Origin of the sequence: Streptomyces eurocidicus, from assembly GCF_002891295.1 — a bacterium.
Classification (GTDB): Bacteria; Actinomycetota; Actinomycetes; order Streptomycetales; family Streptomycetaceae; genus Streptomyces; species Streptomyces eurocidicus.
In genome coordinates, this window is sequence record NZ_LGUI01000010.1 from 316,000 (window position 1) to 335,429 (window position 19,430).

18 protein-coding genes are annotated in these 19,430 nt (G+C 72.6%); 9 read left to right on the forward strand and 9 right to left on the reverse strand.

What is annotated here, in order from left to right:
* Nucleotides 1-16: 16 nt before the first annotated feature.
* A complete protein-coding gene (ku, locus tag AF335_RS27625) occupies nucleotides 17-991 on the forward strand; it encodes a non-homologous end joining protein Ku (RefSeq protein WP_228773475.1) in 975 nt (324 codons plus the stop codon).
* Between the two features lie 27 nt (nucleotides 992-1,018).
* On the opposite strand, the gene AF335_RS27630 is transcribed toward ku, so the two are convergent.
* Nucleotides 1,019-3,724, reverse strand: coding sequence for an ATP-binding protein (locus tag AF335_RS27630; protein WP_102921143.1), 2,706 nt, complete (start codon nucleotides 3,722-3,724; stop codon nucleotides 1,019-1,021).
* Between the two features lie 513 nt (nucleotides 3,725-4,237).
* Between AF335_RS27630 and AF335_RS27635 the strand changes: the two genes are divergently transcribed.
* The 5 genes from AF335_RS27635 to AF335_RS27655 are packed head-to-tail and all read left to right on the forward strand — an operon-like array spanning nucleotide 4,238 to nucleotide 8,629.
* Nucleotides 4,238-5,788 (forward strand): sensor histidine kinase, encoded by a 1,551-nt coding sequence (locus tag AF335_RS27635; protein ID WP_102921144.1) that lies wholly within the window; start codon nucleotides 4,238-4,240, stop codon nucleotides 5,786-5,788.
* Nucleotides 5,789-5,813: 25 nt separating this feature from the next.
* On the forward strand, nucleotides 5,814-6,206 hold the full coding sequence (locus tag AF335_RS27640) for a roadblock/LC7 domain-containing protein (protein ID WP_221505784.1): 393 nt from the start codon (nucleotides 5,814-5,816) through the stop codon (nucleotides 6,204-6,206).
* On the forward strand, nucleotides 6,203-6,568 hold the full coding sequence (locus AF335_RS27645) for a DUF742 domain-containing protein (protein ID WP_102921145.1): 366 nt from the start codon (nucleotides 6,203-6,205) through the stop codon (nucleotides 6,566-6,568). Before AF335_RS27640 ends, AF335_RS27645 begins: the two co-directional genes overlap by 4 nt.
* Nucleotides 6,549-7,199, forward strand: coding sequence for a GTP-binding protein (locus AF335_RS27650; protein WP_102921146.1), 651 nt, complete (start codon nucleotides 6,549-6,551; stop codon nucleotides 7,197-7,199). Before AF335_RS27645 ends, AF335_RS27650 begins: the two co-directional genes overlap by 20 nt.
* Nucleotides 7,196-8,629 carry a cytochrome P450 gene (locus tag AF335_RS27655; RefSeq protein ID WP_102921147.1) on the forward strand — a complete coding sequence of 478 codons (1,434 nt, stop codon included), beginning with the start codon at nucleotides 7,196-7,198 and terminating at the stop codon, nucleotides 8,627-8,629. Before AF335_RS27650 ends, AF335_RS27655 begins: the two co-directional genes overlap by 4 nt.
* Here AF335_RS27655 and AF335_RS27660 read toward each other — a convergent pair.
* Nucleotides 8,518-9,660, reverse strand: a complete 1,143-nt coding sequence (locus tag AF335_RS27660; RefSeq protein ID WP_244927186.1) for a terpene synthase family protein — start codon at nucleotides 9,658-9,660, stop codon at nucleotides 8,518-8,520. The two genes, AF335_RS27655 and AF335_RS27660, sit on opposite strands and share 112 nt — an antisense overlap.
* Nucleotides 9,661-10,041: 381 nt before the next feature.
* Between AF335_RS27660 and lnt the strand changes: the two genes are divergently transcribed.
* On the forward strand, nucleotides 10,042-11,613 hold the full coding sequence (gene lnt / locus AF335_RS27665) for an apolipoprotein N-acyltransferase (protein ID WP_102921149.1): 1,572 nt from the start codon (nucleotides 10,042-10,044) through the stop codon (nucleotides 11,611-11,613).
* On the opposite strand, the gene AF335_RS27670 is transcribed toward lnt, so the two are convergent.
* Nucleotides 11,585-12,490, reverse strand: coding sequence for a Gfo/Idh/MocA family protein (locus AF335_RS27670; protein ID WP_184743947.1), 906 nt, complete (start codon nucleotides 12,488-12,490; stop codon nucleotides 11,585-11,587). The two genes, lnt and AF335_RS27670, sit on opposite strands and share 29 nt — an antisense overlap.
* A gap of 106 nt (nucleotides 12,491-12,596) precedes the next feature.
* On the opposite strand from AF335_RS27670, the gene AF335_RS27675 reads away from it, so the two are divergent.
* On the forward strand, nucleotides 12,597-13,253 hold the full coding sequence (locus tag AF335_RS27675) for a TetR/AcrR family transcriptional regulator (RefSeq protein WP_107503497.1): 657 nt from the start codon (nucleotides 12,597-12,599) through the stop codon (nucleotides 13,251-13,253).
* 1,080 nt (nucleotides 13,254-14,333) lie between these two features.
* Here the strand turns inward: AF335_RS27675 and AF335_RS27680 are convergent.
* The 6 genes from AF335_RS27680 to AF335_RS27705 all read right to left on the reverse strand — a co-directional run bounded on the left by AF335_RS27680 (nucleotide 14,334) and on the right by AF335_RS27705 (nucleotide 18,737).
* The gene (locus tag AF335_RS27680; RefSeq protein ID WP_102921151.1) at nucleotides 14,334-15,020 is read right to left on the reverse strand and encodes a uracil-DNA glycosylase; all 687 of its coding nucleotides are present in this window, start codon (nucleotides 15,018-15,020) and stop codon (nucleotides 14,334-14,336) included.
* Between the two features lie 78 nt (nucleotides 15,021-15,098).
* The gene (locus AF335_RS27685; RefSeq protein WP_102921152.1) at nucleotides 15,099-15,860 is read right to left on the reverse strand and encodes an SDR family oxidoreductase; all 762 of its coding nucleotides are present in this window, start codon (nucleotides 15,858-15,860) and stop codon (nucleotides 15,099-15,101) included.
* A gap of 17 nt (nucleotides 15,861-15,877) precedes the next feature.
* Nucleotides 15,878-16,639, reverse strand: a complete 762-nt coding sequence (gene fabG / locus AF335_RS27690) for a 3-oxoacyl-ACP reductase FabG (RefSeq protein ID WP_102921153.1) — start codon at nucleotides 16,637-16,639, stop codon at nucleotides 15,878-15,880.
* 173 nt (nucleotides 16,640-16,812) lie between these two features.
* Entirely contained in the window at nucleotides 16,813-17,208 is a 396-nt protein-coding gene (locus AF335_RS27695; protein WP_102921154.1) for a DUF3037 domain-containing protein, read from the reverse strand.
* Nucleotides 17,205-18,029, reverse strand: a complete 825-nt coding sequence (locus AF335_RS27700; protein ID WP_102921155.1) for a HipA family kinase — start codon at nucleotides 18,027-18,029, stop codon at nucleotides 17,205-17,207. The genes AF335_RS27695 and AF335_RS27700 overlap by 4 nt, the downstream gene beginning before the upstream one ends.
* Before the next feature lie 114 nt (nucleotides 18,030-18,143).
* A complete protein-coding gene (locus AF335_RS27705) occupies nucleotides 18,144-18,737 on the reverse strand; it encodes a cysteine hydrolase family protein (protein ID WP_244927187.1) in 594 nt (197 codons plus the stop codon).
* 211 nt (nucleotides 18,738-18,948) lie between these two features.
* Between AF335_RS27705 and AF335_RS27710 the strand changes: the two genes are divergently transcribed.
* Entirely contained in the window at nucleotides 18,949-19,422 is a 474-nt protein-coding gene (locus AF335_RS27710) for a pyridoxamine 5'-phosphate oxidase family protein (RefSeq protein ID WP_102921157.1), read from the forward strand.
* Nucleotides 19,423-19,430: the final 8 nt, after the last annotated feature.

Genomic DNA, 19,430 nt, shown 5'->3' on the forward strand with positions numbered 1-19,430 from the left:
CTGAATTATGCGAACCATGTGGAAAGGTGCGATCGGCTTCGGACTGGTGTCCGTGCCGGTCCGGCTGTACGCGGCGACCCAGGAGCACGGCGTCCGGCTGCACCAGGTCCACGACCAGGACGGCGGCAGGATCCACCTCAAGCGCGTCTGCGACCTGTGCGGCGAGCAGGTCGACTACGAGCACATCGCCAAGGGCTTCGAGGACGACGAGGGCCGCACCGCGGTCGTCACCCAGGACGAGCTGGCCGGGCTGCCGCTGCCGAGCAAGAAGCTCATCGACGTACTGGCCTTCGTCGACTCGGACCGCATCGATCCGCTCCAGCTGGCCGGCTCCTACTACCTGGCGCCGGAGAGCGCGGCGGCGAACAAGCCGTACGTCCTGCTGAGGGAGACCCTGAAGCAGACGGAAAGGGTGGCCGTCACCAAGATCGCGCTGCGCACCCGGGAGTCGCTGGCGCTGCTGCGCGTCCACGGCGACCTGCTGACCCTGCACACCATGTACTGGCCCGACGAGGTCCGCGACAGCGGCGACCTGGCCCCTCCGGACTCGGTCACCGTGCGTCCGCAGGAGCTGAAGATGGCCACGAGCCTGATGGACACGCTCTCCGAGGACTTCGCCCTGGAAGAGCTGGAGGACGAGTACGAGGTCGCCCTGCGCGAGCTGATCGACGCCCATCTGTCCGACCGGCCCGTGCCCCGTAAGGAGACGGCTCCCGCGCCCGACAACGTCATCGACCTGATGGCCGCCCTCCAGGCGTCCATCGACTCGGCCGGGAAGAAGCCCTCCGAGGGAGCCGCCGGGAAGAAGGCGCCGGCGACGAGGACGGCGCGCGGCGCCGCCGGGAAGACCGCCGCGCCCAAGAAGACCACGGCGGCCGCGAAGGCGGCGGCCTCGTCATCCGGGGCGGCGAAGAAGACGGCGTCCCGGAGTTCCACGGCCAAGAGCACCAAGAAGGCGGCGCCGAAGAAGACCGGCCGCCGCGCCTCCTGAGTGCCCCGGGCCCCGCGGGGCCGTCCGTCACCCGGCCGGTTCGGTCTCCTCGCACACGGCGTCGGGCAGCAGCGCCCGGACGGTCCTGACCAGGCCGCGCGCACCACAGACCGCGGCGATCTCCCCACCCTCGCGCAGCCGCTCCTCGGCCTCCGCCGTACGCCCGGCGGCGTCGAGCGCGACGCCGTGGTCGACCAGGGCGGCCGCGAGCTCGTACCTGCACGGCGACTTGCGGAGATGGCCCACCGACTGGTCGAGCATCTTCAGGGCGTCCTGCGGCTCCACGACCTTGGCCGCCATGCGCAACGCCTCGCCGAGCGCGGAATCGGCGCCGAACCGGGCGGCGTGCCGCACGGCCTGGCCCGCCAGGGTACGGGCGCGCTCCGGGTCGTCGGGCGCGACCGCGACGGCCAGGTCGAGCGCCCAGGGCGCCCAGACGGTGTTGTGCCGCCCGCGCTCCTCCAGTCTGCGCCCGGCCGCCTCCAGTTCGACGATGGCCTCCTTCCGCCGTCCCTGCGCGAGCATCAGGCGTCCGGCGAGGCACATGGCGTCGGGCAGGACGACCGCCGGGGTGTAGGGCGGGCGGAAGCCGTTCTCCTCGGCGACGACCTGCGCCTCCTCCACGTCTCCCCGGGCGAGCAGGGTGTCGATCAGCATGCAGGTGCCGTCCCATTGGATGGGCAGGCCCGGGCCCAGCCGGTAGGCCAGCCGCAGTCCTTCGCGCACCAGCTTCTCGGCCTCGTCGAGCTGACCGAGGCGCCGGTGGGCGTAGCCCAGGAAGTCATGGGCGAAGGCGAGGTGGATGCCGCTCCAGCCGGAGATCTCGAAGGCCCGGATGGCCTCCTCGAACAGTTCCTTGGCACGGTCGAGGCGGTCGGTGTAGAGGAGGCAGATACCGACGATGCTGGGGAGTTCGAAGCCCCACTCGGTGTTGGTCCAGCTCATCCCGTCGGACAGCCGGCCGTCCACCATGGCGCGGTCGATCCGGTCGAGGACCTGGACGGCGTCCTCGCCCCGGATCAGCCCGTCGAAGGCGCGGATGGCGAGCAGGGCCCGCTCCGCGTCGTCCCTGCCCTGCAGGTGGTCGGCGAGCTCGGAGATGCGCCGGGACCGGGCGGGTGCGTCCACCTCCTCGGACTGGATGCCCTTCCACAGATAGTGGGCGGCCTGGAGGCGCATCCGCCCCGCGCCCGGCGGGGTGCGCTCCGCCTGCACGGAGATGACCTCCGCGGCCTCCTTGAGCTGGTTGTTGTGGGCGTACACCTGGGAGAGCCGGTAGGTGGCGTCCACCCGCAGCTCCTCGGTGAGGTGCGGCAGCGCCAGCGCGGACTTGAGGTGGTTGATGGTGGTGGACGGCGAGGTGAGCAGCGTGGAGCAGGCCAGCTCGTAGAGGAGGGAGGCGCGCTCCTCCTCGGGCGGGGGCTCCCGCAGGGCTCGCTCCAGACAGCGGCGGGCCGCGTCCGGGGCGCCGACGGCGAGATGCTCGCGGGACGCCGTCCGCAGCTGTTCGACCAGCTCGGGGTCGTGGTCGGGGTGGACCTCCAGCAGATGGCGGGAGGCGACGGCGGCGCCCTGGCCCGCCTCGGACACGGACCAGGCGGCCTGGCCGTGCATCGCGGTGCGGGTGGCGGCGGGGATCGCGCTGTAGACCGCGGTGGCGATCAGCGGGTGCACGAACTCCAGCTGGGTGACGCCGGTGAGGATACGGGCCTTGCGCAGCTTGTCCGCGCAGTCCGCGCCCTGCGCCGGGCCCATGCCCGCGAGGTTCGCGGCGAGGACGGGCGAGATCTCCGTGCCGAGGACGGCTGCGGCGAAGGCGAACCGGGTGACGGCGTTGCCCAGGCCGTCCAGCCGGGCCACGAGGCCGCTGCCCCGGGCCGCGGCGCCGAGCTCCCTCAGGAGCGCGGCGGACTCCTCGAGCGGTTTGAGGTCGCGCTCTCGGGCCTTGGCGATCAACTCCACGGCCTCGTAGGGATTGCCGCCGGTGACGGCCCAGACCTCACGGCAGAACTGGCCGTCCGCGGTGCCTTCACCGAAGGCCGATTCCACCAGGCCGGCGACCGCGTCGGGCGTGAGGGCGCGCAGCTCCACGGGGCGGGCGCTGCGGCCGTCGATGAGCTCGCGGAAGGCCGGGGTGTGGTCGGGCAGTTCGTGCGGGCGGAAGGCGAGGGCCACCAGCAGCGGCATCTCGCGCAGCCGCACGGCGTAGGACGTGAGCCAGGCCAGCGACTCGGCGTCGGACCAGTGGACGTCGTCGATGATGACGACCACCGGGTCGCCCTTCATGGCGAGTTGGGTCACCAGCCAGTCGAGTCCGTCGCGCACGCCCTGCGGATCCTGGGGACCGCTGGGCGGCGAGATGCCGAGCGCGGGGCCGGCGATGTCGTACCAGCCGCTGAGCAGGTCCTGCCGGGCCACCGTCGTCATCGGGGCGAGGGCCGGCTGGAGGAGCTGGCGCACCACGTTGAAGGGGACGGACCGGGAGGACTCGCTGCCGCGCGCGAAGAGCACGGTGCAGCGCTCGGTCTCGGTGGCGATGCGGCGCAGCTCGGTGAGCAACGACGTTTTGCCCAGGCCCGCTTCGCCGCTGTAGAGCAGAAGTCCGCCGAGCCGGCTCCTCCCTTCACTCACGTGCCCGCACAGGCGGCGCACGGCCTTTTCCGCTGTATCTAGTTCAAGCTCACGCTCGAACAGGGCGGCGGCTGCGTTCTGTTCACGCTGAGGCCCTGGCATGGCGTTGACTCCCGGGAGGATGTGGTGGGGGCGAGCCTAGTCCCGTCGGCCGGGCCGGGGGCAGGGTTCGCCGGACGCACCACCCGGGAGCGTGACCTTCGAGCCGTGCCCGCAACCATCCGGTGACGCCGCGCGTACAGCACCCCTGTGACTGCGGCGCGGCTCCGGCCGTCGGGGACTTCCCACCCCGCAACGATCGAACAATCGTCCATGAAATGCGGAAACACATTCGGTATTTGTGACGTGGGGTCATTATGGGGCCTTACCAATTCCCCCGTCAGGCCAATCCGCGAATATGACAACTTCGCGCCGGAGCACCTCGGCGACCGGCTACGCTCCATGTCGCCGCAGCGGGTTGTGGCCAGTGCACGGCTGCTGCACCACCAGTGCACGCCCACCGCACGCCGCGGACGAGTGCCGCTCTGTCGCCGTTCTCCGCGAGACCGCGAAGACCGCTGCGCTCCGGCACCCACGCCCCTTTTTCTCATGCGTATCAAGAGTCCGAGGATCCCGATGGTTGGTACTGGCTCGTCAGCCCAGCGACGGCCCGTCTCCGCGCTGATATGGCTGATCTCACCTCTGGTGCTGGCGGTGTGCACGGGAACAGCGGTGGCCGCCGTGACCCCGGAGGCGCGGGTCCCCGTCGGCTGGTGCGGCTCCTCGGCCACGGTCGCGGTGGCCCTGGCGGCCTCCGAGGCGGCCCGGCGCGGCCGGGTGATCACCACCCTGCGCCGGCGGTGCGCCGAGCAGGAGACCGCGCTGCGGTACCGGCTCGACGAACACGAGGCGGAGACCCTCCGGTTGGCCCGTGAGCTGCTGCCCAAGGCGGTCCGCCTGCTGAAGCGCGGGGAGCCCACGGAGGTGATCCTGCGGCACACCCTGCCGGTGCACGACCTGGAGCCGGGCTATGCCGCGGCGCACCGCTCGGTGCTGAAGTCCGTCATCGAGGCGGTCCAGGCGGAGGAGAGCATGCGCGACTCCGCGCAGCGCGCCTTCGTCAACATCGCCCGCCGGGTGCAGGCCATCGTCCACCAACAGGCTTACGACATCCGGGAGATGGAGCACAAGCACGGCAACGACCCGGACGTCTTCGGCGACCTGCTCCACCTCGACCACGGAAACGCCCTGACCGGCCGGCTCGCCGACAGCATCGCCGTGCTCGGCGGTTCCCGCCCCGGCCGTCAGTGGAAGAACGAGATCCCGCTCTACAACGTGCTCCGCGGCGCCATGTCCCGGATCCTCGAGTACCGCCGCGTCGACCTGCACTCCGTCGCGGACGTCGCCGTGGTCGGCCCCGCCGTCGAGCCGGTGATCCACGCGCTCGCGGAGCTGCTGGACAACGCCACCCGCTACTCCCCGCCGCAGACCCGGGTGCACCTGACCGCGGTGGACATCCAGTCGGGCATCGCGGTGGAGATCGAGGACGCCGGCGTCGGCCTGACCGACGAGGCCAGGCGCCGCACCGACCGGGTGCTGTCCAAGGAGAGCGAGCTCGACCTCGACGACCTGGGCGAGGCACCCCGGCTGGGCCTCGCGGTCGTCGCCCGGCTCGCCCGCTCGTACAACTTCCTGGTGTCGCTGCGGCCGTCCGCCTACGGCGGCGTCCGGGCGGTCCTGGTCATCCCCATGAATCTGATCACCGCCAGCAAGCACCCCGGCGGCGACATCGCGCGGGCCCCCAAGCTGCCCCCCTTCAAGTCCAAGCGGCGCCCCGGCCAGCGGATCCCCGCGCCCGGCCCCGAGGCGCCGCCGCCCATGATGGAGCACCCCATCCCGCCGCCGCTGGGCGACAGCGGGCTGCCGCAGCGCAGGCGGCGGCGCGGGCCCGCGCCGCTCCCCTTCGGCCGGGCCGCGGCCGCCCAGCGGGAAAGGGAGCGGGAGCAGGCGATGCGCGCCCGGCCGAGCGTCCCGGTGCAGCCGGGGCCCGAGCGAGACCTGCCGGGGCAGCCGCCCAAGCAGCCCGGCATGTGGCTCGCGGCCTTCACCAGAGGCATCAACGGGGAGCTCCCGGAGCCGGATCCCGACCGGCCGAACAGTGATCTCTCGTCAGACAAGGAAGAGTAGCCAAGTGACGCAGCCGCGGTTCAACATGGACTGGATGCTCAAGGACCTGGCAACGGGCGTTCCGCAGACCCGGCACGTGATCGTGCTGTCCTCGGACGGCCTGCGCATGGCCCAGCACGGCACCGACCCTGACGTCGCCGACCGCCTCGCCGCCGCCTGTGCCGGACTGCAGAGCCTGTCCGCCGCCATCGCCGCGGAGTTCCCGAATCCGCGCGGGGACGGACAGATGCGGCTGGTCGTCATCGAGGTCGACGGCGGTTTCTTCTACCTCATGGCCGCCGGGGCCGGGGCGTATCTCGCCGTGCTGGCCGACGACGACGTGGACGCCGAGCTGATGGGCCTGCGGATGCGGGATCTGGTGGCCCGGATCGGCTCGCACCTCACCAGTCCCCCGCGGGTCGGCGGGCCGGTGACATGAACGGGGCCGGACCCGACCCAGCGACAGCGCCCGGCAGTCCGGACCGGCTGTACATCCTCACCGGCGGCCAGGACCGCGCGGAGAAGAGGACCGAGCTCGATCTCGTCACCCTGATCGTGTCCCGGACGGAGTCCGAGGCCGGTCTGCAGCCCGAGCACGCGGCCATCGTCCGGATGTGTCACTACCCGCTCTCCGTCGCGGAGATATCGGCCTATCTGGAGCTGCCGGTCAGCACCCTGACCCAGCTCCTCACCGAACTGCTGGCGGACCGACAGGTCGAGGCCCGCCCCCCTGTCCCGGCGGCGGCCCTGCCCGACGTCCGACTTCTGGAGGCGGTGATGAATGGACTACAGAAGCTCTGACCCGTACGCCTCCCCGTACGGCCCCGACATCCCCGCGGGGCCGCGGCGCGAGGACGTCCTGCCGGCGTCCGCGACCGCGGCCGTCAAGGTCGTCATCGTCGGCGGCTTCGGCGTGGGAAAGACGACCCTGGTGGGCGCGGTCAGCGAGATCAGGCCGCTGACCACCGAGGAGACCATGACCCAGGCCGGCGTCGGCGTGGACGACCTGGCCGGGGTCGAGCACAAGACCGAGACCACCGTGGCCATGGACTTCGGCCGGATCAGCATCAACGAGCAGCTGGTGCTGTATCTGTTCGGCACCCCCGGCCAGCAGCGCTTCTGGTTCCTGTGGAACGGCCTCTTCGAAGGGGCGCTCGGCGCGGTGGTGCTGCTCGACACCCGCCGGCTGGAGGTGAGCTACGACGTGATCGGCCAGCTGGAGGAGCGCGGTGTGCCGTTCGTCGTGGGCGTCAACCGCTTCCCCGGCTCCCCCACCTACCCCATGGCGGAGCTCCGCGCGGCGATGGACCTGGAGGACTCCGTGCCCATGGTCGACTGCGACGCCCGGGACCGCGGCTCCTGCCGCGACACCCTGCTGACCCTCATGCGCTATCTGTACACCCTCACGACCGCCTCACCGGAGCCCCAGTGACCCTCCCTCCCGAACACCCCCGCGCCGACGCCATGGTCGTGCCGCCCCCGCAGTGCCCCGCCCACGGCCCGGGCGGCGCCACCCGGCTGTACGGGCCGGAGGCCGAGGCCGACCCCATGGGGCTGTACGAGCGGCTCCGCGAGAAGCACGGCCAGGTGGCGCCCGTCCTGCTGCACGGCGACGTCCCCGCCTGGCTCGTCCTCGGCTACCGCGAGAACCTCGACGTCGCGCGCACCCCGTCCCGGTTCTCCCGGGACTCCCGGCTCTGGCGCGAGGCGCGCGAGGGCCGGATCGCCCCCGACCACCCGCTGACCCCGATCACCACCTGGCAGCCGATCTGCGTCTTCGCGGACGGGCAGCAGCACGAGCGCTGGCGCGGCGCGGTCAACGACGGCATCGCGCGCTTCGACAAGCGGGGCATCCGGCGCCATGTCACCCGCTTCGCCAATGAGTTGGTGGACCGCTTCTGCCAGGAGGGCCGCGCCGATCTGGTGCACCAGTTCGCGGAGCACCTGCCGATGATGGCGATGACCCAGCTGCTGGGCATGCCCGAGGCGTACGACACCCGGCTGGTCAACGCGGCCCGCGACATGATCAAGGGCACCGAGACGGCCGTCGCGAGCAACGAGTTCGTCCAGGAGACGCTCCGCAAGCTGGTGGCCCGCAAGCGGCTGGAGCCCGGCTCGGACTTCACGAGCTGGCTGCTGGAGCACCCCTCCGGGCTCACCGACGACGAGGTGCAGCAGCATCTGCGGCTGGTGCTGATCGCCGCCTACGAGACCACGGCGAACCTCATCGCCAACACCCTGAAGATGGTGTTCACCGACGTCCGCTTCCGGGCCTCGCTCGCGGGCGGCCATATGACCCTGCCGGACGCGGTCGAGCAGGTGCTGTGGGACGAGCCGCCCTTCATCACCATCCTCGGCCGCTGGGCCACCCAGGACACCGAGCTGGCCGGGCAGCAGATCAGGGAGGGGGACGCCCTGGTGCTCGGGCTGGCCGCCGCCAACATGGACACGGTGGTCCGCCCCGACCCGGATCTGCCGATCCACGGGAACCGCTCCCACCTGGCGTTCAGCGGGGGCGCGCACGAGTGCCCCGGGCAGGACGTGGGCCGGGCGATCGCGGACACGGGCATCGACGCCCTGCTGCTGCGACTGCCCGACCTCACGCTCGCGGTGGAGGAGTCCGAGCTGGTCTACGCCTCCGCCTTGATGTCCCGTCACCTGATGGCCCTTCCGGTGAAGTTCGCGGCACAGCCGCCGCTGCCCCCGGAACCCGCCGGGGACCGCGCACCGGAAGGACCGGCTTCCTCCGTTCAGCCCGAGCGGCCCGAACAGCCGGTCGCCACACCGGCGCCGTCCGGCCAGGTCGCACCGTCCCGGACGCCGTGGTGGAGGTCGTTGCTGCGCCGGCTGCGGCGCGGATAGGGAGTGGATTCGAGTTGGTCCCACCACCAGGCGACGGCGGGCAGGGGGAGCGGTTCCAGGCTGTCGTCGGCCGGGGCCGGCTTCCACCACCGCGCGGGTTCCGCGGTCCCGTAGGGGTCGGCGTAACGGGCGCAGGCCGAGGCCCAGTCGAGGTGGCCGCGGACGAACTGCCCCAGCGCCACGAGGTAGCAGCGCAGCTCCACCCCGGAGCGTGGCCAGAGCTGCTCGCGCAAGCGCAGGAAGAGCGTCATGACGCGGTCGCGCATCGCCATGGCCTCCTCCTGCGCGCGGGCGGGCGGGCAGTCCCGCTCCTGGGCGAGGACGTCGATCAGGTTGAGGTTGTCACCGGCTCGCTGGATCTCCTTGTTCCGTGAGTAGAAGTCGTTGTCCCAGGCGACGAGGGTCCAGGTCATCTCGGTCATGGCCCGGATCTCGGGCCGGTCGAGGTCCTGGTCCCGGAGCTCGTACCCTCCGGCGATGTCCATGAGGGCGGTGGACGGCGCCATGCCGATGGCGCGCATCCACATGGCGGCGTAGTCGTTGACGGACGGCAGGGCGCGGTCGCGGCGGCACGCCGCCTCCCACACCAGGCCGGACATATAGGTGCGCATGCCCTCTGTCCAGTGGCGTAACTGACCGGCCGTGGCGTGCTCGGCCAGCTCCAGGCGGATGGCGCGGAGCGCCGCCGCGTGGGGCGTGTCGTCCGGCCAGTCCGGTGTCGGGGCTTCCAGGACACGCATGATGCGGGAGGTCGTATGGGCCAGGCCGTGGGCCGTGGCGCCCGCCTCGTCGCAGAGGGCGTCGTCCAGGGAGAAGAGCACCGAGTGCAGTTTCGCCACCACCGTCAGCGGGCGGACCTGGCCATAGGGCATGGTCCTGGCGGTGAGCCCGCCGAAGTCGCAGCGGATGAGGCGTTGCCGCTGGTGGGACGAGGTATCGAGGTCCTGCTGGAGCATCCAGTCCACCGAGGCGTCGTCGATCTCCCGCACCCGGGGATGGGCCGCCGGTGGTATCGGGCAGTAGAAAGGCACGCTCTCCAAGGGCTGGACTGTTATGCGGTCTCGCACGCTCGTCACGCCGCCTCCCCGGGTCGACTCGCAGCGTTCCTGTCCACTTTTGCGCGGTACCTGCCCAGGGCGGACCGCGGATAACCCGTTGCACATATCCGGTCACACCTTTCCAGCATGGGACGCAAGGTTTACTTCAGATCGTTTTCGACCGAATGCAACCAAAGACGCCCTCCGGAAGGGTAGGAACGGTTGAATATTGCACACCGTTGTCGGGGTTTTTTTCCTCATGATCCTCCGCTGTTCGAAAAACTGAGGGATGGCCGGATCCCGCTCACATATGACAGGGACGGATGATCGACGTTCCCCGGCACCGGTGATCGTCGAGCCCGAGGGAGGCATGACATGGTGAAGGCATCGTCGGCCCGGCGGTACGGCCCGCTCCGCGCCGGGCCCTGGCGCCGAGGCGCGCTGGCGGTGGTGGCGGGCGCCCTTCCCGCCCTGTGTTTTCCGGCTCCGGCCCTGTGGTGGCTCGCCTACGTGACCCTCGTGCCGTGGCTGCTGCTGATCCGCTCGGCCGGCTCGGGCCGCCGGGCCGCGCTCGACGGGTGGCTGGGCGGGGCGGGTTTTCTGCTCGCGGTGCACCATTGGCTGCTGCCGAGTCTGCATGTCTTCATTCTGGTACTCGCGGCGCTGCTGGGGTTGTTGTGGGCGCCGTGGGGATTGGTGGTGCATCGACTGCTGGGAGGATCACCCGGCGTCGGGCGGTGTGCGGCGGCTCTCGTCGTCGTACCCTCCGCCTGGTTGATGGTCGAACTTGTCCGTTCATGGGAGTACTTGGGTGGCCCCTGGGGGCTGTTCGGGGCGAGTCAGTGGCAGGTCGCCCCCGCGCTCAGACTGGCTTCCCTGGGCGGGATCTGGCTGGTTAGTTTCCTCCTCGTGGCCCTCAACACCGCCCTCGCCACGCTGGTTCGCGCCCCGCGCGCACGCGCCACCGGGGCGGTGGGCGTGCTCGCGTGCGCCGCGGTCGCCGCCGGTGGATGGGTGTGGGCCCCGCAGCCACGAGGCGCGGGGACCGTCCGGATCGCCGTCGTCCAGCCGGGCGTGATCTCCGGCGCGCACAGCCCGCAGCGGCGCTTCGATCGCGAGGAGGAGCTGACCCGGCGGCTGGTGGGGCACCGCCCCGACCTGGTGGTCTGGGGCGAGAGCAGCGTGGGCGAGGACCTGGACCGGCGGCCCGATCTGCGGAACCGGCTCGCCGCGCTCTCCCGGGAGACCGGCGCGGACCTGCTGGTGAACGTCGACGCCCGCCGTACGGACCGGCCCGGGATCTTCAAGAGCTCCGTGCTGATCGGCCCCGGCGGCCCCACCGGGGACCGGTACGACAAAATGCGGCTGGTGCCGTTCGGGGAATACGTACCGGCGCGCTCGGTGCTGGGCTGGGCCACGTCGGTGGGCAAGGCGGCCGGCGAGGACCGGCAGCGGGGCGAACGGCAGGTGCTGATGCGGCTGCCGGCCGGTGGTACGGCGGCCGGCGGGCTCCGGATCGGGCCGCTGGTGTGCTTCGAGTCGGCCTTCCCCGATATGAGCCGGAAGCTGGCGCGGGACGGGGCGCAGGTGATCGTCGCCCAGTCGGCGACCTCCACCTTCCAGCACAGCTGGGCGCCCCGGCAGCACGCCTCGCTGGCGGCGATGCGGGCCGCCGAGACCTGGCGGCCCGTGGTGCACGCGACGCTGACCGGGGTGAGCACGGTCGCCGGCCCGCGCGGGGAGATCGTGGGCACACCGCTCGGCACCGAGCGCAGCGCGTCCGCCGTCTACGAGGTGCCCCTGGCCCGGGGCACCAGCCCGTACGTCCGCACGGGCGACTGGGCCGTCCTCGGCTCGGTGGGGATCCTGGTCTGCTACGCCGCCGCCGAGGTGCTGCGGCGCTTCACCCGACGAGAGGTCAGGAAGCCTGCTCCAGAGCATCCCTGACGACTCGTTCGGCCAGTTCATGGGTGCGCAGCGCGTCCTCGGCGTCCAGCACTTCGCCCGCCCGGACCGCGTCGAGGAAGGCGTGGACGACCTGCTCGATGCCGCGCTGGCGGGCGACGGGCACCCAGTCGCCGCGGCGGCGGACGCTCGGCTGTCCCTTGTGGTCGATGACCTCGGCGAGGTTCACGACCTGCCGCTTGGTGTCCTGGCCGGAGACCTCCAGGATCTCTTCGCTGGAGCCGCTCATCCGGTTCATGGTGCCGAGGGCGGTGAAGCCGTCGCCGGACAGCTGGAGCACCACGTGGTGCATCAGGCCGTCGCGCATCCGGGCGCGGACGTCGATGTGTTCGACGGGCCCGGGTGCGAGGAAGCGCAGGGTGTCGATGACGTGGATGAAGTCGTCGAAGACGAGGGTGCGCGGGTCCTCGGCGAGGCCGACGCGGTTCTTCTGCATCAGGACGAGGTCGCGCGGGTGGTCCAGGCACTGCGCGTAGGCGGGGGCGTAGCGCCGGTTGAAGCCGACCGCCAGGCTCACCCGGCGCTCCCGTGCGAGGCGGACGAGGCGCTCGCTGCCGGCCAGGTCGTAGGCGAGGGGCTTGTCCACGTAGACGGGCACGTCCGCTTCGAGGAGGCGGGTGACGATCTCGGGGTGCGCGGCGGTGGCCGCGTGGACGAAGGCCGCGTCGAGGCCGACGGCCAGCAGCGAGTCGAGGTCGGTGTGGCGGTGCGCGGCGGGGACGCGGTAGGTGTCGGCGACGCGGTGGAGGGTCTCGGCCGTCCGGGTGTGGAGGTGGGGTTCGAGCCCCGGGTGGGTGGTGAGCACCGGCAGATACGCCTTCTGCGCGATGTCCCCGAGCCCGATGCAGCCGACCTTCACGGAGCCTCCTTGGTACGCGTTTCCGTTTGAGCAGCATACGGGCGTACGGGTGGGTGTCGGGCGGGCACGAACACTACTCCTGTAGTGAAGGAGGTAGGTTGAAGGCATGTCAGTGGAGAAGGAGCCCGCACAGCACCCCGGGAAGCCGCTGACACGGCTGCCCGCCGGAGCCGCCCGTGCCCGGCTGATCGCCGACACGGCCCTCGATCTGCTCGCCGAACGCGGCATGCGCGGGCTGACCCACCGGGCCGTCGACGAGGCGGCGGGCCTGCCGACCGGCTCGACGTCCAACCAGGCCCGGACCCGGCTCGCGCTCCTGGAGGCGGCGGTGCGCCGGCTCGCCGTGCGCGAGGGCGAGATGCTGGCACTGCGGGAGCTCCCCGACCCGGCGGGCGGACCGGAGGCGCTCGCCGACACGATCGCGCTCGCCCTGCACCGGACCCTGACCGGCCGGCGGACACTGCTGATCGCCCGTTACGAACTGACCCTGGAGGCGTCGCGGCGCCCCGAACTGCGGGCCATCCACGACACGGAGGGCCGCGCCTTCCGCGACCCGCTCGTCGCGCTGCTGACGGCGGCGGGCTCGACGGCTCCGGAGCGGCACGCGCTGTCGGTGCTGGCTTGGTGCGAGGGGTTGATGTTCTCGTGTGCGGCGGGTTCGTATCGTGCGGAGGTGTCGGGGCTGGAGTTGTTGCGGGTGAGTGCGCGGGAGTTGTTGCGGGGGTTCTTTCCCCTACCCGCCCCTTCCCGTAACCGGGGCTGACGCCCCGGGCCCCCTTTCCGCGCTACCGCGCGGTGTCCTCAATCGCCGGACGGGCTGAATTTCAGCCCGTCCGGCGATTGAGGACCGGGGTCCGGGGCGGAGCCCCGGTTCGGGAAGGGGCGGGGAACAAGCCGCCCGCAGGCCGATGATCGGACATCACCCCTGCGGGGCATTCCCAACCCCCGCCCCCGGGCAGCAGAGTTGAGCGAGTGCAGCGAACCCCCGCAGCCGCGGCCCTTACGGTGATCGCCATGATGGCCTCCGTAGGCTGCGTATCCGTATCCCCGCACACCGCCTCCCACTCCCCCGCCGGCTCGTCCCGGTGGCCGGGCACCGACCCCCGCGTGGGCCCGGGTCCGGCCCGCGAGGCCCTGGTCACGACGGAGCCGGACGGCTCCGGGGGCGGCGGACACTCCGGGCCCGGCAGGGATCCGGGAGGGCCGGGCGCACCGGCCTTCTGGAACCCCTCCGACCCCTCGCACCCCGGAGCCCCCATGGACCTGGAAAGGTTCTGGAATCCCCCGGGTTCCCCCGGCTCCCCGGGACCGTCGGGTCTGACGGGCCCGGGGGATCCGTCCGGCTCCTCCGCCCCCGCCGGCTCCGCGGGCCCCTCCGGCCGCTCGGACCGCCCGGCCCGCTCGGGCTCATCGGGCTCTTCCGGTTCCTCGGGGCCTTCGGGCTCCTCAGGACCTTCCGGTTCCTCGGGGCCTTCCGGACCGGCCGGTTCTTCCGGACCGGCCGACCGCTCACCCGTAAGGAGTTCCGCCGACCCCCCGCGCTCCTCGTCCCCCTCGGGCCCGGGTTCGTCGAGCCCCTCCGGGGAGGCGCCCCCGGACCGGTCCGCACCGCGCCAGGACACCCCCGCGCCCCAGCACCACTCGGACCCGCCCGCGAGTGCCCACACCTCCGAGCCCCGCAAGGAGGCGCCCGCTCCCGCCCCGGCGGCGGGCGGCGGCAATGTGTGCGCCATGGGCCGCGACTACGGCCGCTGGCAGCAGGGCAGCGACGCCAACCGCATCTGCGGTCAGGTGTACGGACACTGACCCGGGCACCGCGCCCGGGCCGGTGTCCCGCACCGGATCAGACCGCCAGGTCCGGGATGCGCCAGTCGATCGGCTCGTGGCCCTGGGCGGCGACCGCCTCGTCGATCTGGGTGAAGGGGCGGCTGCCGAAGAACTTCTTGGCCGACAGCGGCGAGGGGTGCGCGCCCTTGACGACCGCGTGGCGCGACTCGTCGATCAGCGGCAGCTTCTTCTGGGCGTAGTTGCCCCAGAGCACGAAGACGGCGGGGTCGGGGCGGGAGGCCACGGCGCGGATGACCGCGTCGGTGAACTTCTCCCAGCCCTTGCCCTTGTGGGAGTTGGGCTCGCCGCCGCGGACGGTGAGGACGGCGTTGAGCAGCAGGACGCCCTGCTCGGCCCACGGCATCAGGAAGCCGTTGTCCGGGACGTCGTAGCCGAGCTCCTCGCGCATCTCCTTGTAGATGTTGCGCAGGGAGGGCGGGGTCTTGACGCCCGGCCGGACCGAGAAGGAGAGGCCGTGTCCCTGGCCCGCACCGTGGTAGGGGTCCTGCCCGAGGACGAGGACCTTCACCCGCTCGAAGGGCGTGGCCTCCAGCGCGGCGAAGACCTCGCCGCGCGGCGGGTACACCGGAGCGTTCGCCCGCTCCTCCTCGACGAAGTCGGTCAGCTCCTTGAAGTAGGGCTTCTCCAGCTCCTCGCCGAGGACTCCGCGCCAGGACTCGGGCAGCGTGTCGGTCACGGTCACGTCGACAACCTCCGGGGTTCGTTCCGTTCAACACCGGAGAACTTACCGGCGGCCACTGACATCGCCCGCCACACGGTCTCAGAAGCCCGCGTTGAGGAGGATCCCCCCGTCCACCACCAGCGTCTGCCCGGTGATCCAGGCGGCGGCGTCGGAGAGCAGGAAGGCGGCCGCTCCCCCGATGTCCTCGGGCACGCCGAGCCTGCCGAGCGGGTACGACGCCACGGCCTCCGCCTCGCGCCCTTCGTAGAGGGCCGCGGCGAACTTCGTCTTCACGACGGCGGGGGCGATGGAGTTGACGCGGACGCCCGGGGCCATCTCGTGGGCGAGCTGGAGCGAGAGGTTGACCATGGCGGCCTTGCTGATGCCGTACGCGCCGACGAACGGCGACGCGCCGAGCCCCGCGACGGACGCGATGTTGACGATCGCCCCGCCGTTCTCCTTCTGCCACGCCCGCCAGGTGCGCTGGGCGAAGCTGAGCGCCGAGATCACATTGGTCTCGAAGACCTTGCGGGCGACGGACAGGTCGAGCTCGGCGATCGGGCCGAACACGGGGTTCGTCCCGGCGTTGTTGACGAGGTGGTCGATCCGCCCGAAGGCGTCCATCGCGCGCTCCACGACGGCGGCCTGGTGGGCCTCGTCATGGGCCTTGCCGGCCACCGCGAGCACCCGGTCGGGGCGCCCGGCCGACAGGGCCTCGGCCGCCCGCTTCAGGTTGTCCTCGTCCCGTCCGGTGATGACGACGCGGTCGCCGCGGGCGACGAGCGCCTCGGCGATGCCGTATCCGATGCCGCGGCTGGCGCCCGTGACGAGGGCGACCTTCCCGCTGTCCTGTGCGGTCACGTCTTCTTCCCTCCCCGTCAGTTGAGCGGTCCGCCGGCCACGTACAGCACCTGGCCGGAGACGAAGCCGGCCTGCTCGCCGGTGAAGAAGGCCACCGCGTTGGCGATGTCCTCGGGCTCGCCGACCCGCTGGACCGGGATCTGGCTCGCGGCGGCGGTCTTGAAGTCCTCGAAGCCCATGCCGACGCGGGCGGCGGTGGCCGCGGTCATGTCGGTGGCGATGAAGCCGGGGGCGACGGAGTTGGCGGTGACGCCGAACTTGCCGAGTTCCTTGGCGAGGGTCTTGGTGAGGCCCTGCATACCGGCCTTGGCGGCGGCGTAGTTGGCCTGGCCCCGGTTGCCGAGGGCGGAGCTGCTGGAGAGGTTGACGATCCGGCCGAAGCCCGCGTCGACCATGTGCTTCTGGCAGGCCCGCGACATCAGGAACGCGCCCCTCAGGTGCACGCTCAGGACGGTGTCCCAGTCGTCGTCGCTCATCTTGAAGAGGAGGTTGTCACGGAGCACCCCGGCGTTGTTGACGAGGATGACCGGGGCGCCCAGCTCGGCCGCGATCCGGGCGACGGCGGCCTCGACCTGGGCGGTGTCCGAGACGTCGCAGCCGACGGCGAGGGCCGTGCCACCCGCCGCCGTGATCTTCTCCACGGTGCCCGCGCAGGCCGCCTCGTCGAGGTCGAGGACAGCGACCGCGCGGCCCTCCGCGGCCAGGCGGACGGCGGTCGCGGCGCCGATGCCACGGGCCGCGCCCGTCACGACGGCTACGCGCTGCTGGGTGGTGGACATGCGGGGCTCTCCTCACCTCGGAGACGTCGGCGTCGACGTCGGGCTCGGCTCCAGCGGCGGCACCCCGGCCGAGCAGGTGAGCAACCGCTTAGTAGCTAGTGGATCAGACGCTAGAAGCCCCGCCATCCCCTGTCAACGCCTCGGACCGCGCCCTCCGGCGCGGCCGCCGCCGCTCACCGCACCAGCAGATCCAGGAGGCGCTCCGGTTCGCTCTCGGGGTCCGCGGTCAGCCCGGTGTGCACCGGACCCGGCTGGACGACCGTGGAGCGCGGGGCGATCAGCCACCGGAAGCGGCGCCCCGGGGCGTCCTCGGCCGCCTGCCCGGCCCGCTCCCCGCCGAGGCAGACGCCTTCCACGGCGCCCAGCGCGGCCCGTACGCCCGCGACGTCCGCGGTCGGGTCGAGGGCCAGCAGCCGCGCCTCGTCCAGGTGGACGCGGGCGGCGACGTAGGACTTCGCCTGGCAGTAGACGACGACCCCGGCGTTGATCTGCTCACCCCGCTCCACGCGCGGGACCACCCTCAGCAGGGCGTATTCGAAGACGTCGCGTCCGTTGTGGCGCCCGGTCACTTGCCGGCCTTTCCGTCGAGCCTGACACGCACCCACTCCGGCGCCTGCGAGGGCTTGTCCTTGCTTCGTTCGCCGAGGGTGACGCGGTCGCCGATGGTCGCGGCGCGCTCCAGCAGCACTTCCACGTAGGCGCGGCGCAGCGCGTCCGGGCCGTCGAAGCCCGGCTCGTCCACGAGCCACTCGTCGGGCACGTCGGCGGCGACCCGGGTCAGCAGCTCCTCGGTGACCAGCGGGGCCAGGGCGGCGGCCGCACCGGCGACGTCCGGCGCGAAGGAGGCCAGGACGTGGTCGGAGGCGTCGTACGCCTTGCCGGCCGCGGCGCCGGCGGCCGGCCAGTTGTGGTGCCAGATCATGGTCGCGCCGTGGTCGATGAGCCACAGCTGTCCGTGCCACACCAGGAGATTGGGGTTGCGCCAGGAGCGGTCGACGTTGTTGATCAGCGCGTCGAACCAGACGACCCGGCCGGCCTCGGCCGCGTCGGTCTCGAAGGCGAGCGGGTCGAAGCCGAGGGCGCCGGGCAGGAAGTCCATGGCGAGGTTGAGCCCGCCGCTGGCCTTGAGGAGCCCCTGCACCTCCTGGTCCGGCTCGCCCCGGCCGATGACCGGGTCGAGCTGGATCCGGGCGAGGTCCGGGACGCGCAGGCCCAGGGCCCGGCCGAGCTGTCCGCAGATGACCTCGGCGACGAGGGTCTTGCGGCCCTGTCCGGCGCCGGTGAACTTCATGACGTAGGTGCCGAGATCGTCGGCCTCGACGATGCCGGGGAGCGAGCCACCCTCACGCAAGGGCGTGACGTACCGGGTGGCGGTGACTTCGGGGAGCATTGCCCCAGGCTACTGCGGTGCGCCGGGCTCCCCGGCACCGGGCGCGGCGGGGCTCTCGGGGCCGTCCGGGTGGCCCGGGCCGCGCCCGGCGGCCCGCGGTGGGGCGGTACGGGCTCAGGGCGCCCTGCGCGGGCGCCGCCAGCCGCGCAGCACGGCCTCGGCCGTGGTGACGGTGGCGACGAGGGCGAGGGTGTGGCGGATCATCGCCGCGGTGTAGTCGGCGGGCACCCCGGCGATGGCGTCGGCCGGGACCACGGCCGTGTAGCCGAGGTTCACGGCGTCGAAGACGGCGTTGGGGACGGCCACGTTGGCCGAGACGCCGGTGACGACGAGGGTGCGGCAGCCGAGGTTGCGCAGCAGGCCGTCCAGGCCGGTGCCGGCGAGCGGCGAGAGGCCGTGCAGCCGCCGTACGACCAGGTCGGCGTCGGCGACCGGGACCGGCTCGGCGACCCGGACGGCCTTGGTACCGGCCAGCTGGCGCACCGGCAGCCGCTCGGCGGCGCGGAAGAGGCGGGCGTTGCGGCCGGCGCCGCGGCCGTCGGGGCGGCGCTCGGCGACGGCGTGCACGACCTGGATCCCGGCGGTGTGCGCGCCGGCGACGAGCCGCGCCACGTTGACCAGGGCCCCGGAGGTGCGCGCGGCGGCGGCGAGTTCGGGCAGGGCGCTGTCGGCGCCGACGACGCCCTCCTGGCACTCGACGGTGAGCAGGACGGTGGTGGCGGGATCGGGCGGCTCGGCGTGCGGATCGACGGAGGGGACGGGGCGGGGAGGGGGTCGGTGGGCGGGGGCATGGCTCCCTCGTCGGGGCGCGGGATCGGTGACCGGCCGCGTGAGGCTAGCGGGGATTGCGCGGCGCCGGAAGAGGCCCCATCCTTCTGACAGTCAGTCAGATTCAGCTGGATCACCGGGAGGTGCGGAGATGGCCGCCACCCAGCGGCGGGGCCGCCGGATCATGCTGGCGCCGGCCGAGCTCGACGCCTTCCTCGCGGAGCGGCGCACCTGCCGGGTGGCGACGGTCGGCCGGGACGGCCGGCCGCACGCCGGCGCCCTGTGGTTCGTCTGGGACGGCCGGTCCCTGTGGCTCTACTCCCTCGTGCGCAGCCGGCGCTGGGCCGACCTGCGCGGCGACGCGCGGATCGCGGTGGTGGTCGACGACGGCCGGGAGTACGGGGAGCTGCGCGGCGCGGAGCTGTCCGGCACGGCCGTCGCCGTCGGCGAGGCCCCGCGCACGGGTGAGCCGTGTGCGGAGCTCGACGCCCCGGAGGCGCTGTTCGCGGCCAAGTACTTCGGCGCGGCCGCGCTGCCGCACGACGGCCGCCACGCCTGGCTGCGCCTGACGCCGGAGGCGGTCGCCTCCTGGGACTTCCGCAAGCTGGCCGGTCCGCGGCCGTAGCCGTACCG